Here is a 13,955-nt window from a genome sequence, read left to right as displayed (position 1 = left end):
GACCGACGGCAACCAGCCTCACATTCAACGGCTTAAAGGGCATATCGGGTTGCTCCGACAGGTGGAAAGGGTGGATCACCCCCATGAGGGGGCACGACGGTGATGAGGTGTAGGCGTGCGAGAGAATGGCGGCATGGAGATGCCGAGGAACGAACGGTCGCCGGAGAACCCCCAGATCCTGGTCGTGGGCCAGGACGGCATGGCCATTGGCGCCGGCGGAGACGAGGACTCCCGCGAGATTCCGGTGACGGAGCAGGTCGAGCAGCCGGCCAAGGTGATGCGGATCGGCAGCATGATCAAGCAGCTCCTGGAGGAGGTGCGCGTGGCTCCTCTGGACGAGGCGAGCCGGGCCCGGCTCAAGGAGATCCACCGCAGTTCCGTCAAGGAGCTGGAGGACGGCCTCGCCCCGGAGCTGGTGGAGGAGCTGGAGCGGCTGTCCTTGCCGTTCACCGACGGGACGACTCCGAGCGACGCGGAACTGCGGATCGCGCAGGCGCAGTTGGTGGGCTGGCTGGAGGGACTCTTCCACGGGATCCAGACGACGCTGTTCGCCCAGCAGATGGCCGCGCGGGCCCAGTTGGAGCAGATGCGCCGAGCGCTCCCGCCGGGCGTGGGCGGCCCCGAGGGCGACGACCCGCGCGCCGGCGGCCGCTCGGGCGGACCGTATCTGTGACCGGACCGCGTCCGTAGCGCGTCCACCCCACTCGATCAAGGCACTTGAAAGGGTCCGGCGGATCACCGCCGGGCCCTTCGGCGTATGGATCCGCGGACCCGGACGCGCGGGTCGACGGGGTGGATACCGCGACGCTACTGCGGGTTGCCCGTCGAGACGCTCAGCTCGATCTTGCCGAGGTTCTTGGGGTCGACGTCCGTGTCCTCGGAGGGGAACTGGTCGATGACGGTCCCCTCGCCCCAGGTGTTCTCGTCGACCTTCTTGATGTCCGCGGTCCAGCCGGCCGCCTGTAGACACTCCTTCACCGAGGTGATGTCCTTGTAGCGGAAGTCGGGCAGCCGGATCTTGTCCGGATCGTCGTACGACTCCTGCGGGTCCGTGCACTTCGCCTTGTCGATGCGCCGTGAGTGGTCCGGACCCCGCGCCCCCGGCTCGTGGGTGGTGGCCGCCGAGGCGCTGGAGCCGCCGCTGCCGCCCTTGTCGTCGCCGCTGCCACGCAGGGACAGCGCGAGGACCAGTCCGGCGACCACGACGAACGCGACGGCGGCCGAACCGATGATCACCGGCTTGTTGCTCCGGCCGCCGCCGGACGGCCGCGTGCCCGGCTGCTGGGGCGAGATCGTGTACGGCTGCGGGGCCGTGGCGCCCTGCGGGCCGTAGCCCACCGGGGGAGTCTGGTAGCCGCCCTGCTGCGGATAGCCGTAGGAGGGCGTGGGGGCGGGGGTGGACGGCCCGCCGTACGGGTTCGGCTGGTAGGGCGTCTGCACCGGTCCGGGAGGCGTCGGGGCCGTCTGGCCGACCGGCGGGAACACCGCGGAGCCGACACCCGAGCCGCTCTGCACCGGACCCGCGCCCGGCACGATGCTCGGCGGGGCGACCTGGACGGAGGCGGCGACCCGCAGGCACTCGTCGCGCATGGCCTCGGCGGTGGGGAAGCGCTCGTTCGGGTTCTTCTTCAGCGCGCGGGCGACCAGGGCGTCCAGCGCGGGCGGCAGCGCGCGGTTGATCGAGGAGGGGGCCACCGGCTCCTCCTGCACGTGCGCGTACGCGATCGCCAGCGGGGAGTCGGCGTCGAAAGGCAGCCGCCCGGTGACCAGTTGGAACAGCATGATGCCGACCGAGTACAGGTCGGAGCGGGCGTCCACGGCGCGGCCGAGGGCCTGTTCGGGCGAGAGGTACTGCGGGGTGCCGACGACCATGCCGGTCTGGGTCATCGAGGTGACACCGGACTGCATGGCGCGGGCGATGCCGAAGTCCATGACCTTCACGACGCCGCGCCTGGTCATCATCACGTTGCCGGGCTTGATGTCGCGGTGGACCAGCCCCATCTCGTGGCTGATCTCCAGCGCCGCCAGCACATCCGCGGTGATCTTGAGCGCCTTGTCGGCGGGCATCGCGCCGTGCCGGCGGATGTCCTCGTCCAGGACCGAGCCCAGCGGGCGGCCTTCGACGTACTCCATGACGATGTACGGCGTCGGCAGCCCGGTGGGGGCCCCGGAGGCGCCGTCGGCCAGCGTGTCCTCGCCGGTGTCGAAGACGGAGACGATGTTGGTGTGGGTGAGCTTGGCCACGGCCTGGGCCTCGCGGCGGAAGCGCTCGCGGAAGGCCTGCTCCCGGCCCAGCTCGGTGTGCAGCGTCTTGATCGCGACCTGGCGGTCCAGCACGGCGTCGTACGCCAGGTGCACCGAGGCCATGCCGCCCTCGCCGAGCAAGTCGCGCAGTTGGTAGCGGCCGCCGGCGAGCGTCTGCCCCACGTACCGGCCGTGAGCGCCGTCCTGGCTCATCTCTCCGTGTCCCCCACTGGCCGTCCGGCGTCGTCGCCCAGCGGACAGGCCTTGATCGAATGTCTCATTCCCGGCCAAGTCTGCCCGAGGGCACTGACACGTCAAGCTCGGTGCCCGTTCCGTGACCGTACGCGAAAGAAGCGTCGCGCAAGCGTTACTCCAGGGGCACGAGCAGAACACGGAATTTGCACGGGAGGCGGAGGTGGGGGTTTCATGACCGGTCCGTCTCAAAGCCGGTTCTGGCGCCGGATCCGGACCGGAGGCCGCCGCGGAGGCTGTAGCGTGGCCGACGGAGACCGTAACTACACCGCGCGCACCGCGGGCAGAAACGACGGCGAGGACCGATGGCACAGACGCACAGCGCCCAGGGCCCGTCCGACCCCGAGGCGACTGGCGGCGGCATGTCAGAGACGCCGGAGATGTGGGGCAACGGAGGGCTCGTCGGCGACGGCCGGTACCGGCTCACGCACCGGCTCGGCCGGGGTGGCATGGCCGAGGTGTTCGCGGCCGAGGACGTGCGCCTGGGCCGTACGGTCGCGGTCAAGCTGCTCCGCGCCGACCTGGCCGAGGACCCGGTCTCCAAGGCCCGGTTCACGCGTGAGGCCCAGTCGGTCGCCGGCCTCAACCACCACGCGATCGTCGCCGTGTACGACTCCGGCGAGGACTACGTGGGCGGCCAGTCCGTGCCGTACATCGTGATGGAGCTGGTCGAGGGCCGCACCATCCGCGACCTGCTGATGAACGCCGAGGCGCCGGGCCCCGAGCAGGCCCTGATCATCGTCTCCGGGGTGCTGGAGGCGCTCGCCTACTCGCACCAGCACGGCATCGTGCACCGCGACATCAAGCCGGCGAACGTCATCATCACCTCCAGCGGCGCCGTCAAGGTCATGGACTTCGGCATCGCCCGCGCCCTGCACGGCGCGTCCACGACGATGACGCAGACCGGCATGGTCATGGGCACCCCGCAGTACCTCTCCCCGGAGCAGGCGCTCGGCAAGGCCGTCGACCACCGCTCCGACCTGTACGCGACCGGCTGTCTGCTGTACGAACTCCTCTCGCTCAGACCGCCGTTCACCGGCGAGACGCCCCTGTCCGTCGTCTACCAGCACGTCCAGGACATCCCCACGCCGCCCTCGGCGGTCTCCGACGGTTGTCCGCCGGAGCTGGACGGTCTGGTGATGCGCTCCCTCGCCAAGGAGCCGGACGACCGGTTCCAGACGGCGGAGGAGATGCGTGGCCTCGTCCAGTACGGCCTGCAGATGCTGTACGACCAGGGCGCGCACACCGGCACCTGGAACACGGGCCCGGTGGAGGCGCACGGCGGCCGGAACACCCCGGCGGCCGGTTTCGCCGGGACGACGGCGATGCAGCACTCCGGTGACTTCGGCGCGGGCACCGCGCAGATCCCGCAGCCGATCCTGCCCTCCGGGTACGGCAACGGCGACGACGGCGGTTTCGAGGGCCACGGCAACAAGGGCAGCGGGCGCGGCAAGATGTGGATCCTCGCCGTCCTCGCGGTCATCGCGATCACGGCGGGTGTCGCGCTGGCGCTCAAGGGCACGGGCGGCTCCGGCGGCGGCTCCGGCAACGGCACCGACACCAAGCCGACGACGACGCACTCCAAGAACACGAAGGACGACTCGCCGGCCGCGAAGCCGAGCGACGACCACACCGGCCGGCCCACGGATTCCTCGACCGGCAACGGCTCGGGCTCCGGCGGCACCGGCTCGCACTGGACCCCGTCGTACACGCCGTCGTACACGCCGTCCCAGCCGGCCAGCCCCCCGCCGAGCAACGAGCCGTCGGCCCCGCAGACCTCGCAGTCGCAGTCCACCGACCCCGCGGCCGGTGGCACGGACCAGGGCACCACGGACGGCACCACCGCCGGCACCAGTACGGACGGCACCACCGCCGGCAACACCACCGACGGCACCACCGCGGGGACCACGACGGACGGCGGCACGGGCGACACCGCCGGTTGAAGAACACCGACGGCGCCGGAACCGACTACACCCTGACCCGCGGGCCCGCTCCGGGGCCCGCGGTTCACCGTACGAACGCGTCGCAGACCGCCCCGTACTCGCGCGTCCACCACACCGCGAGCGCCGAGGCGGCCGGGAACTGGCAGTCCGCGCGCGTGTCGCCGCGCTCGTAGTGCCAGCGCAGCATCCAGAAGTCGTTCAGCCGCTCCCACCACACCCGGTGCACGGCCGCCGCCAGCTCGGCGGGCGGGGCGCCGGCCGCGCGCCGGTACGCGCGCGCGTAGGCCCGGACCTTGGGCAGGTCCAGGGCGCCGACGGGCCGTACGAAGAAGATCGCGGCGGCGCGTACGGCCTCCTCGGCGCGGGGCTGCACGCCGAGCCGGTCCCAGTCGACGATGGCCGCCGGGGCGTCGTCCTTGTAGAGCAGGTTGAACGGGTGGAAGTCGCCGTGCACCCAGCCCACCGAACCGCCGCGCGGCGGACGCCGGTCCGCGTGCTGCTCCAGCAGGTCCCGGCGTTCCAGGAGGCGGTGGCGGGCCAGCTCGTCGAAGGCGTCGGCCGGGCGGTGCCGGCTGACGTGCGCGAGCAGGTCGTCGATGAGGGCGTAGGTGTCGGCCGGGTCGGCGCTCTCCACGGGATGCGGGCTCGTGGCCGGGCGAGTGCGCCCCTTGGGGGGCATGACGCGCTCCAGACAGGCGTGTACGGCGCCAAGCAGCGCCCCCAGGCGTGCGCTCTGCGCGCGCGTGAGCTGGCCGCCGTGGCGGTGCCTGCCGTCGATCCAGGGGTGCAGGGCGTAGGCGTGGCCGCCGACGACGGCGACCGTGCGCCCCTCGCGGTGGGCCAGCGGCGGGGCCACCGGCATCCCCAGGTCGGCCAGTCGCTGAGTGGCCCGGTGCCGGTGTTCGATGGCGTCCGGGTCGGCGGTGTCGGGGTCGAAGTGGTGCTTGAGGAAGTAGCGGCCGCGGGTGGTGCGCAGCCGGTAGCCACGGTTGAGCAAGCCCTGGTCGACCGGTTCACAGGTGAGGGCGCTCCCCGCGGCGTACAGGCGCAGCAAGGGGGCGAGAGGGGGCGCATGGGGCATGAGGGGTGGTACACAAGAGCGCGGCACGCGCCAGATGCTAGGGCACGAAAACCCCCCTGTGAGCTGCGGCTTGTCACAGGCAGTCGCCGTCGGTCGCTTTCGGTCACAGGGTGCTCCGACGCTTTCTCCGGAGGCCTGCCTTTCGGCCGTTCGGCGAAATTCGGGGGCGGAAAAAGAAATCCCCGGGGCCGTTCCCCGCGATGGTCCCTCGGGGGCCGCGGTGCTTTTCCGCGTGCGGCCGAGCGGCATAGGCGGGCGCTCGGGAACGTCGTTGCACATCGAGTTCGGCGAGCGGCCCGGAGACGTAATTCTTGATCGTTTTCTCCGTCGGGTGCAGCCGCTCGCCGATCCGACCGCTCCTGCACGCGCGCGGTGGCGAGCGGGTCCAGCGGGCCGGACCTCATGATCGTCAAGGAGAAGAACCCGATTTGTCCGCCTTGGGCGCGCTGAGTCGGTCTCACACGCAAACTCTTCCCGTGACCTGGGTGAGCGGGATAACGTGCGGTAGCTCCGGCCAAGAGCAAGGCTGTGACCAGCACGCTTGCCCACCTTCTCGACTTACTTGGAAATCCAAGCAAAAACGCAGGTCAGGTGGGGTTTCACAGAAATGTGGAGCACTGGGTAACGTGATGGTCGCAGGGCGCTCGCCGGGGCACCTTGTCACGCCTGTTCCCGGCCGAGTGGCACCCACCCCGTGCCCGGTGGTCGACAACAGGTGAGCCGCACTGGCCTACCGGCAACCCCGGGGGCCGGAACGACGGAGGAGCACACGTGACCGTGGACAGCAGTGCCGCGCGCAAGCCGCGACGCAGCGCCGCAGGCAAGGCCGGCACCACCGGCAGCAAGGCCGGCACGACCGGTGACGCGACCGGAGCCACCGGCACCAGCCGCACCACCCGAAGCACGGCGAAGAAGAGCACCGCCCCCGAGCTGGTGCAGCTTCTGACCCCGGAGGGCAAGCGGGTCAAGAACGCCGAGTACGACGCCTACGTCGCCGGCATCACCGCGGAAGAGCTGCGCGGTCTGTACCGCGACATGGTGCTCACCCGCCGTTTCGACGCCGAGGCCACCGCCCTGCAGCGCCAGGGCGAGCTGGGCCTGTGGGCCTCGCTGCTGGGCCAGGAGGCCGCCCAGATCGGCTCCGGCCGGGCCACCCGCGAGGACGACTACGTCTTCCCGACCTACCGCGAGCACGGTGTCGCCTGGTGCCGGGGGGTGGACCCGACCAACCTGCTCGGCATGTTCCGCGGTGTGAACAACGGCGGCTGGGACCCGAACAGCAACAACTTCCACCTCTACACGATCGTCATCGGCTCCCAGACGCTGCACGCCACCGGCTACGCGATGGGCATCACCAAGGACGGCGCGGACTCGGCCGTCATCGCCTACTTCGGTGACGGCGCCTCCAGCCAAGGCGACGTGGCCGAGGCGTTCACCTTCTCGGCGGTCTACAACGCGCCGGTGGTCTTCTTCTGCCAGAACAACCAGTGGGCGATCTCCGAGCCCACCGAGAAGCAGAGCCGGGTGCCGCTGTACCAGCGCGCACAGGGCTTCGGCTTCCCGGGCGTGCGGGTGGACGGCAACGACGTGCTGGCCTGTCTGGCGGTCACCAAGTGGGCGCTGGAGCGGGCCCGCAACGGCGAGGGTCCCACCCTGGTCGAGGCGTTCACCTACCGCATGGGCGCGCACACCACCTCCGACGACCCCAGCCGCTACCGGGGCGACGAGGAGCGGGCCGCCTGGGAGGCGAAGGACCCGATCCTGCGCCTGCGCCGGTACCTGGAGGCCTCAAACCACGCGGAAGAGGGATTCTTCGCGGAACTCGAGACGGAGTCCGAGGCGTTGGGCAAACGAGTGCGCGAAGCGGTCCGCGCCATGCCCGACCCGGACCGGTTCGCCATCTTCGAGAACGCGTACGCGGACGGACACGCGCTCGTCGACGAGGAGCGGGCGCAGTTCGCCGCCTACCAGGCGTCGTTCGCGGACGTAGAAGGGGGTCACTGACATGGCCGAGAAGATGGCGATGGCCAAGGCCATCAACGAGTCGCTGCGCCGCGCCCTGGAGGCCGACCCCAAGGTCCTCGTCATGGGCGAGGACGTCGGCAAGCTCGGCGGTGTCTTCCGTGTGACGGACGGCCTGCAGAAGGACTTCGGTGAGAGCCGGGTCATCGACACCCCGCTGGCCGAGTCCGGCATCGTGGGCACCGCGATCGGCCTCGCCCTGCGCGGCTACCGCCCGGTGGTGGAGATCCAGTTCGACGGCTTCGTCTTCCCGGCCTACGACCAGATCGTCACCCAGCTCGCCAAGATGCACGCCCGCTCGCTGGGCAAGGTGAAGATGCCCGTCGTGGTGCGCATCCCCTACGGCGGCGGCATCGGCGCGGTCGAGCACCACTCGGAGTCCCCCGAGGCGCTGTTCGCCCACGTGGCCGGACTGAAGATCGTCTCCCCGTCGAACGCCTCGGACGCGTACTGGATGATGCAGCAGGCCATCCAGAGCGACGACCCGGTGATCTACTTCGAGCCCAAGCGCCGCTACTGGGACAAGTCCGAGGTCGACACCGAGGCCATCCCGGCCCCGCTCCACAAGGCCGAGGTGGTCCGCGAGGGCACCGACCTCACCCTGGCCGCCTACGGCCCGATGGTGAAGCTCTGCCAGCAGGTCGCCGACGCCGCGGCCGAGGAGGGCAAGTCCCTGGAGGTCCTGGACCTGCGCTCGGTGTCGCCGCTGGACTTCGACGCGATCCAGGCGTCCGTGGAGAAGACCCGCCGGCTGGTCGTGGTGCACGAGGCGCCGGTGTTCTTCGGCTCGGGCGCCGAGATCGCCGCGCGGATCACCGAGCGCTGCTTCTACCACCTGGAGGCCCCGGTGCTCCGGGTCGGCGGCTACCACGCGCCGTACCCGCCGGCCCGCCTGGAGGAGGAGTACCTGCCGGACCTGGACCGCGTGCTCGACGCCGTCGACCGCTCGCTGGCGTACTGAGGAGAGGGTCGTGACGACGATGACGGATGCGTCCGTACGCGAGTTCAAGATGCCGGACGTCGGTGAGGGACTCACCGAGGCCGAGATCCTCAAGTGGTACGTGCAGCCCGGTGACACGGTCACCGACGGACAGGTGGTGTGCGAGGTCGAGACCGCCAAGGCGGCCGTCGAACTCCCCATCCCCTACGACGGCGTGGTCCGGGAACTGCGCTTCCCCGAGGGCACCACGGTGGACGTGGGTACGGCCATCATCACGGTGGACGTGGCGGGCGGCGCGGCGGCGCGGACACCCGCCGAGCAGCCCGAGGCCGAGCCCGCGGCCCCCGCACAGCCGGCCGCCGCCCCCGCGCGGCCGGCCGAGGAACCGAAGAAGGAGGTCCGCCAGCCGGTCCTCGTCGGTTACGGCGTGGCCACCTCCTCCACCAAGCGCCGGCCCCGCAAGGGCGCCGAGACCGCCGCCGCCGTGCCCGCCCAGGCGGTCCAGACGGAGCTGAACGGCCACGGTCACGCCGGGCTCGCGGAGAAGCCCCGCCCGCTGGCCAAGCCGCCGGTGCGCAAGCTCGCCAAGGACCTCGGCGTGGACCTGGCCGTGATCACCCCGTCCGGCCCGGACGGTGTCATCACGCGCGAGGACGTCCACGCGGCGGCCGTCCCGACGGCTGCTTCGGCGGCCGCCCCCGAACCGGCGGCCGCGGCCCCTGCGGCCCGCCCGGCCGTCGCACCGGCCGCGACCTACGACGGAGCGCGCGAGACGCGCGTCCCGGTCAAGGGGGTGCGCAAGGCGACGGCGGCCGCGATGGTCGGCTCGGCGTTCACGGCCCCGCACGTCACGGAGTTCGTGACGGTCGACGTGACCCGCACCATGAAGCTGGTCGAGGAGCTGAAGCAGGACAAGGAGATGCAGGGGCTGCGGGTGAACCCGCTGCTGCTGATCGCCAAGGCCCTGCTGGTCGCCATCAAGCGCAACCCGGACGTCAACGCGGCCTGGGACGAGGCGAACCAGGAGATCGTGCGCAAGCACTACGTCAACCTGGGCATCGCTGCGGCGACCCCGCGCGGTCTGATCGTGCCGAACATCAAGGACGCCCAGGCCAAGACGCTGCCGCAGCTGGCGGAGTCCCTGGGCGAGCTGGTGTCGACGGCCCGTGAGGGGAAGACCTCGCCGGCCGCGATGCAGGGCGGCACGGTGACCATCACCAATGTGGGTGTCTTCGGTGTCGACACCGGCACGCCGATCCTCAACCCGGGGGAGTCCGCGATCCTGGCGGTCGGCGCGATCAAGCTCCAGCCCTGGGTCCACAAGGGCAAGGTGAAGCCCCGCCAGGTCACCACCCTGGCGCTCAGCTTCGATCACCGCCTGGTGGACGGGGAACTGGGCTCGAAGGTGCTGGCCGACGTGGCGGCGATCCTGGAGCAGCCCAAGCGCCTGATCACCTGGGCGTGACGGGCTCGGCGCGACGGTAGGGACAGCGGAAGGGCCGCGCACCCGGTTCGGGTGCGCGGCCCTTCTCGCGCCGGGACACCCGGGCGGACCCGGGTGTCCCGAGGGCGCGTCAGCCGAGCTTGGCGAAACCGTAGTTCAGGAGCTTCTTCGCGTCCGCCTCGCGCTGGGGGATGGAGGAGGAGGCGAGGACCGTGCCGATGATCGTCTTGCCGTTGCGGGTCGCGGCGAAGACCAGGCAGTACTTGGCCTCGGGGCCCGAGCCGGTCTTCACACCGATGGTGCCGCTGTAGCTGTTGAGAAGCCCGTTGGTGTTGTCCCAGGTCTTCATCGTGCGGATGCTGCCGGTCTTGGTGATCGTCTTGGCGGTGTAGTGCTTCGTCTTGACGACCGTGCGGAAGGTGGCGCTCTTCATCGCGCTGCTGGCGATCTTCGTCAGGTCGCGCGGCGTCGAGTAGTTGTTGCCGTTGCCGATGCCGTCGAAGGAGTCGAAGTGCGTCCTCGTCAGGCCCAGGCTCTTGGCGGCGGTGTTCATCTTGCCGATGAAGTTGGCCACGCGCTTGTCGCGGGTGGAGCCGGTGCCGTACTTGTCGGCGAGCGCGTAGGCGGCGTCGCAGCCGGACGGCAGCATCAGGCCGTACAGCAGCTGGCGGACGGTGACCTTGTCGCCGACGATCAGGTGCGCCTGGGAGGCGTTGTTCTTGACGACGTAGTCGCTGTACGCCTTCTGGATCGTGACCTTGGAGTCGAGGTTGAGGTTCGACTGCGCGAGCACGACCTTGGCGGTCATGATCTTGGTGGTGGAGCCGGTGGCGAGCTGCGTGTCCATCTTCTTGTTGAACAGCGTCGAGCCGTTCGCGTTGTTCATCACGTAGCCGCCCTTGGCCACGATCGAGGGCGCCGTGACGGCCTGCGCGGGAGCCGCGGTGAGGGCCCCGGTGGCGAGCAGCGCGCCGGAGGTGACGGCGACGGCCGCGGCGCGGCGGATGCGGTTGCCCTTAATGCCGGTAATCAAAGTGAGATACCCCGATTGTCTTGAATGCCCCTGGTGTGCGGCCTAGTTGAGGTGGCACAGAAAATAGGGCCGCACGTGTGTGACACGTAACTAGCACACAAGGTTGTGCGGTCGTTGCGATAAATTTCCCGGCGCTCGGGTTCGGGCGGACCCCCGCGCGGTCCGCATGATGGACAGCGCTCCCCCATGGGTGCGTGATGTATCTATCCTGTCGGCATGAACACGGCCGTCGAGCACCCCGCGCCACAGCCCCTCAAGCAGCCGCCTGCCGCCGAGCGCGTCTACGCCCACGTGAAGCAGGGCGTCCTCGACCGCCGCTACGAAGGCGGAACCCTCCTCACGGAGGGTGAGCTGGCCGAGGCCGTCGGAGTCTCGCGCACACCAGTGCGGGAGGCGCTGCTCCGGCTGGAGGTGGAGGGCCTGATCCGGCTCTATCCGAAGAAGGGCGCACTGGTGCTGCCGGTCTCCGCGCAGGAGATCGCCGATGTGGTGGAGACGCGGCTGCTGGTGGAGGAACACGCCGCCCGCAAGGCCGTCCCCGCCCCGCCCGCCCTGCTGGAGCGGCTGACGCGGCTGCTGGAGCAGCAGAAGGCACAGGCCGCCGCCGGTGACTTCGCCGCGGCCGCCGTGAGCGACCGCTGCTTCCACGCCGAGATCGTGCGCAGCGGCGGCAACGAGATCCTCTCCCGGCTGTACGACCAGCTGCGCGACCGCCAGCTGCGGATGGGGGTGGCCGTCATGCACTCCCACCCCGACCGGATCGCCAAGACGCTCAGCGAGCACGAGGAGATCCTGCGGGCGCTGCGCGCCGGGGACGCCGAGGCCGCCGTCGAGGTCGTGCACCGGCACGTGGGCTGGTTCTCGCATCTGGCGCGGGGTGAGGCCCGATGAACAACGCCACCCTCCCGGGTGATCCGCCGGGCGGTCGCCGGGCCGTCGCCGTGTGGTCCATAGGCGTCGCCGTCTACTTCGTCGCCGTGATCTTCCGCACCTCGCTGGGCGTCGCCGGTCTGGACGCGGCCGACCGCTTCCACGTCAACGCCTCCGCCCTGTCGACCTTCTCGATCCTCCAGCTGCTGGTCTACGCCGGTATGCAGATACCCGTCGGCCTGCTGGTCGACCGGCTCGGCACCAAGAAGGTGCTGAGCATCGGCGCCGTGCTGTTCACCGCCGGACAGCTGGGCTTCGCCTTCTCCCCCTCCTACGGCACCGCGCTCGCCTCCCGGGCGCTGCTGGGCTGCGGCGACGCGATGACCTTCATCAGCGTGCTGCGGCTCGGCACCCGCTGGTTCCCGGCCCGGCGCGGGCCCGTGGTCGCGCAGCTCGCGGGCCTGGTCGGCATGGCGGGCAATCTCGTCTCCACCCTGGTCATCGCCCGGATGCTGCACGGCATCGGCTGGACCCCCGCGTTCGCGGGCAGCGCGCTCGCCGGCGTGATCGTCCTGGTCCTGACGCTGCTCTTCCTCAAGGACCACCCCGAGGGGTACGCGCCCGAACCGCTCTCGCACCAGGGCTCGGCCTACGTCCGGCGGCAGATCGCCGCGTCCTGGCGGGAGCCGGGCACCCGCCTCGGACTGTGGGTGCACTTCACCACCCAGTTCCCGGCGATGGTGTTCCTGCTGCTGTGGGGCCTGCCGTTCCTCGTCCAGGCCCAGGGGCTCAGCCGGGCCACGGCCGGTGAGCTGCTCACCCTGGTCGTGCTGTCCAACATGGTCATCGGGCTCGTCTACGGGCAGATCATCGCCCGGCACCACGCGGCCCGGCTGCCGCTCGCGCTCGGCACGGTCGGGGCGACGGCGACGCTGTGGGCGGTGACGCTGGCCTACCCGGCCGAGCACGCGCCGATGTGGCTGCTGGTGGTGCTGTGCGCGGTGCTCGGGGCGTGCGGTCCGGCCTCGATGATCGGCTTCGACTTCGCCCGCCCGGCCAACCCGCCCGAGCGACAGGGCACCGCGTCCGGCATCACCAACATGGGTGGTTTCCTCGCCTCCATGACGACGCTGTTCGCGATCGGCGTGCTGCTGGACGCCACGGGCGACGACTACACCGTCGCCTTCTCCGCCGTGTTCGTCCTCCAGGCGCTGGGCGTCAGCCAGATCCTCCGGCTGCGCGGCCGGGCCGTCCGCCGCGAGCGCGAACGCCTGGTGGCGAGTCGCGTGGAGACGGTGCACGTGCCCGCGGCCTGACCGCGGGCACGCAGCGAGGTCAGCCGGCCGCCGTCACCGGTACGAGGGTGAGGTAGGCGATTCCGAGGACGCCCCGGTAGCTCATCCACTGGGCGCGGTGCCGGTCCAGGCGCTCACGGGTCCCGGCGGCCAGGGGATGCTCCGGGTGCCCGGCGAGCCAGACCTCCAGATCCGCCTGGTACCCCGACTCGAACTCCTCCCACTCCCGGCGGTCGGCCGTCTCGGTCCACTCCGGCCGGAAGCCCGCCTCGACGGCCAGGTCGAGCAGGGTGGCGAGGTCGTGGTGGTCCGAGGCGGCGGCGCCCGGCCACATGCCGGACAGCTCGCTCTCGGTGGGCGGCCGCTCCCAGAAGCCCTCGCCGAGCAGGACGCGCCCGCCGTCGTTCACCAGCCGGCGCAGCTCGCGCAGCGCCTCGGCGGTGGACGGCTCGGCCGTGGTCAGGGCCTGGCTCGCGCCGAGACACAGCACCACGTCGGCGGGGCCGCGCGGCGTCCCCAGGGCCGACTCCTCGACGAACTCCACCCGGTCGTCGAGTCCGCGCGCCCCGGCGTTGCGCCGCGCCCTCGTCAGGTCCTCGCCGTCGATGTCGATGCCGGTGCCCTTGGCTTCCGGTACGGCGGCCAGGAGGCGCAGCAGCATCTCGGCCCAGCCGCAGCCGATGTCCAGCACGCTGCGGGGTCGGGTCGCCGCCAGGCGGCGGACCATGCCGTCCGCACGGGGTTCGGAGAGGGGACCGTGGAAGACGAGTCGGCTCAGGCGGGGCGGGGTGTCGGTCATCCCGGGACGCTATGCGCCACCCGGGTCCGCAC

The 13,955-nt window shown here is 71.1% G+C and carries 11 protein-coding genes and 1 pseudogene; 7 read left to right on the top strand and 5 right to left on the bottom strand.

Annotated features, from left to right (window positions below; genetic code table 11):
• Positions 1 to 133: 133 nt before the first annotated feature.
• Positions 134 to 673 (top strand): bacterial proteasome activator family protein, encoded by a 540-nt coding sequence (locus ACIBA9_RS23670; RefSeq protein WP_362149889.1) that lies wholly within the window; start codon positions 134 to 136, stop codon positions 671 to 673.
• Positions 674 to 807: 134 nt separating this feature from the next.
• Here ACIBA9_RS23670 and ACIBA9_RS23665 read toward each other — a convergent pair whose 3' ends face one another.
• Positions 808 to 2,457 carry a protein kinase gene (locus tag ACIBA9_RS23665; RefSeq protein ID WP_399365913.1) on the bottom strand — a complete coding sequence of 550 codons (1,650 nt, stop codon included), beginning with the start codon at positions 2,455 to 2,457 and terminating at the stop codon, positions 808 to 810.
• Positions 2,458 to 2,801: 344 nt separating this feature from the next.
• Here ACIBA9_RS23665 and ACIBA9_RS23660 point away from each other — a divergent pair, with 344 nt between their 5' ends.
• Positions 2,802 to 4,439, top strand: coding sequence for a protein kinase (locus tag ACIBA9_RS23660; RefSeq protein WP_399365911.1), 1,638 nt, complete (start codon positions 2,802 to 2,804; stop codon positions 4,437 to 4,439).
• 64 nt (positions 4,440 to 4,503) lie between these two features.
• Here the strand turns inward: ACIBA9_RS23660 and ACIBA9_RS23655 are convergent, their stop codons facing one another.
• Both ACIBA9_RS23655 and ACIBA9_RS23650 read right to left on the bottom strand, forming a co-directional pair.
• Positions 4,504 to 5,520, bottom strand: a complete 1,017-nt coding sequence (locus ACIBA9_RS23655) for a phosphotransferase (RefSeq protein ID WP_399365909.1) — start codon at positions 5,518 to 5,520, stop codon at positions 4,504 to 4,506.
• A 223-nt stretch (positions 5,521 to 5,743) separates the two neighbouring features.
• A pseudogene (locus ACIBA9_RS23650) lies at positions 5,744 to 5,869 on the bottom strand (DNA-binding response regulator); the annotation flags it as partial.
• A gap of 422 nt (positions 5,870 to 6,291) precedes the next feature.
• Here ACIBA9_RS23650 and pdhA point away from each other — a divergent pair.
• Genes pdhA through ACIBA9_RS23635 form a run of 3 tightly spaced genes read left to right on the top strand, consistent with a single transcriptional unit; the run spans position 6,292 to position 9,947 of the window.
• Positions 6,292 to 7,524 (top strand): pyruvate dehydrogenase (acetyl-transferring) E1 component subunit alpha, encoded by a 1,233-nt coding sequence (gene pdhA, locus ACIBA9_RS23645; RefSeq protein WP_399365907.1) that lies wholly within the window; start codon positions 6,292 to 6,294, stop codon positions 7,522 to 7,524.
• Position 7,525: 1 nt separating this feature from the next.
• Positions 7,526 to 8,503, top strand: a complete 978-nt coding sequence (locus tag ACIBA9_RS23640) for an alpha-ketoacid dehydrogenase subunit beta (RefSeq protein ID WP_393899388.1) — start codon at positions 7,526 to 7,528, stop codon at positions 8,501 to 8,503.
• A 10-nt stretch (positions 8,504 to 8,513) separates the two neighbouring features.
• Positions 8,514 to 9,947 (top strand): dihydrolipoamide acetyltransferase family protein, encoded by a 1,434-nt coding sequence (locus ACIBA9_RS23635; RefSeq protein WP_399365905.1) that lies wholly within the window; start codon positions 8,514 to 8,516, stop codon positions 9,945 to 9,947.
• A gap of 109 nt (positions 9,948 to 10,056) precedes the next feature.
• Here the strand turns inward: ACIBA9_RS23635 and ACIBA9_RS23630 are convergent, their stop codons facing one another.
• On the bottom strand, positions 10,057 to 10,959 hold the full coding sequence (locus ACIBA9_RS23630) for a D-alanyl-D-alanine carboxypeptidase family protein (RefSeq protein WP_399365903.1): 903 nt from the start codon (positions 10,957 to 10,959) through the stop codon (positions 10,057 to 10,059).
• Between the two features lie 216 nt (positions 10,960 to 11,175).
• Here ACIBA9_RS23630 and ACIBA9_RS23625 point away from each other — a divergent pair, with 216 nt between their 5' ends.
• Together ACIBA9_RS23625 and ACIBA9_RS23620 are read left to right on the top strand one after the other, a co-directional pair.
• Complete coding sequence (locus ACIBA9_RS23625) at positions 11,176 to 11,850, top strand: GntR family transcriptional regulator (RefSeq protein ID WP_399365901.1); 675 nt, start codon at positions 11,176 to 11,178, stop codon at positions 11,848 to 11,850.
• The gene (locus tag ACIBA9_RS23620) at positions 11,847 to 13,145 is read left to right on the top strand and encodes a nitrate/nitrite transporter (RefSeq protein WP_399365899.1); all 1,299 of its coding nucleotides are present in this window, start codon (positions 11,847 to 11,849) and stop codon (positions 13,143 to 13,145) included. The genes ACIBA9_RS23625 and ACIBA9_RS23620 overlap by 4 nt, the downstream gene beginning before the upstream one ends.
• A 19-nt stretch (positions 13,146 to 13,164) precedes the next feature.
• Here ACIBA9_RS23620 and ACIBA9_RS23615 read toward each other — a convergent pair whose 3' ends face one another.
• Positions 13,165 to 13,923 carry an SAM-dependent methyltransferase gene (locus ACIBA9_RS23615; protein WP_399365897.1) on the bottom strand — a complete coding sequence of 253 codons (759 nt, stop codon included), beginning with the start codon at positions 13,921 to 13,923 and terminating at the stop codon, positions 13,165 to 13,167.
• Positions 13,924 to 13,955 lie beyond the last annotated feature (32 nt).

This window comes from Streptomyces sp. NPDC051452, from assembly GCF_044454765.1.
Lineage (GTDB): Bacteria > Actinomycetota > Actinomycetes > Streptomycetales > Streptomycetaceae > Streptomyces.
Note: the sequence above shows the minus strand (reverse complement) of the source record. Positions and strands in the feature narration are given on the sequence as shown.

Bases quoted from the DNA above. Each gene is read 5' to 3' on its own strand.
- ACIBA9_RS23670 (WP_362149889.1), top strand. From the start codon at position 134: ATGGAGATGCCGAGGAACGAACGGTCGCCGGAGAACCCCCAGATCCTG.
- ACIBA9_RS23665 (WP_399365913.1), bottom strand. From the start codon at position 2,457: ATGAGCCAGGACGGCGCTCACGGCCGGTACGTGGGGCAGACGCTCGCC.
- ACIBA9_RS23660 (WP_399365911.1), top strand. From the start codon at position 2,802: ATGGCACAGACGCACAGCGCCCAGGGCCCGTCCGACCCCGAGGCGACT.
- ACIBA9_RS23655 (WP_399365909.1), bottom strand. From the start codon at position 5,520: ATGCCCCATGCGCCCCCTCTCGCCCCCTTGCTGCGCCTGTACGCCGCG.
- ACIBA9_RS23640 (WP_393899388.1), top strand. From the start codon at position 7,526: ATGGCCGAGAAGATGGCGATGGCCAAGGCCATCAACGAGTCGCTGCGC.
- ACIBA9_RS23625 (WP_399365901.1), top strand. From the start codon at position 11,176: ATGAACACGGCCGTCGAGCACCCCGCGCCACAGCCCCTCAAGCAGCCG.
- ACIBA9_RS23620 (WP_399365899.1), top strand. From the start codon at position 11,847: ATGAACAACGCCACCCTCCCGGGTGATCCGCCGGGCGGTCGCCGGGCC.
- ACIBA9_RS23615 (WP_399365897.1), bottom strand. From the start codon at position 13,923: ATGACCGACACCCCGCCCCGCCTGAGCCGACTCGTCTTCCACGGTCCC.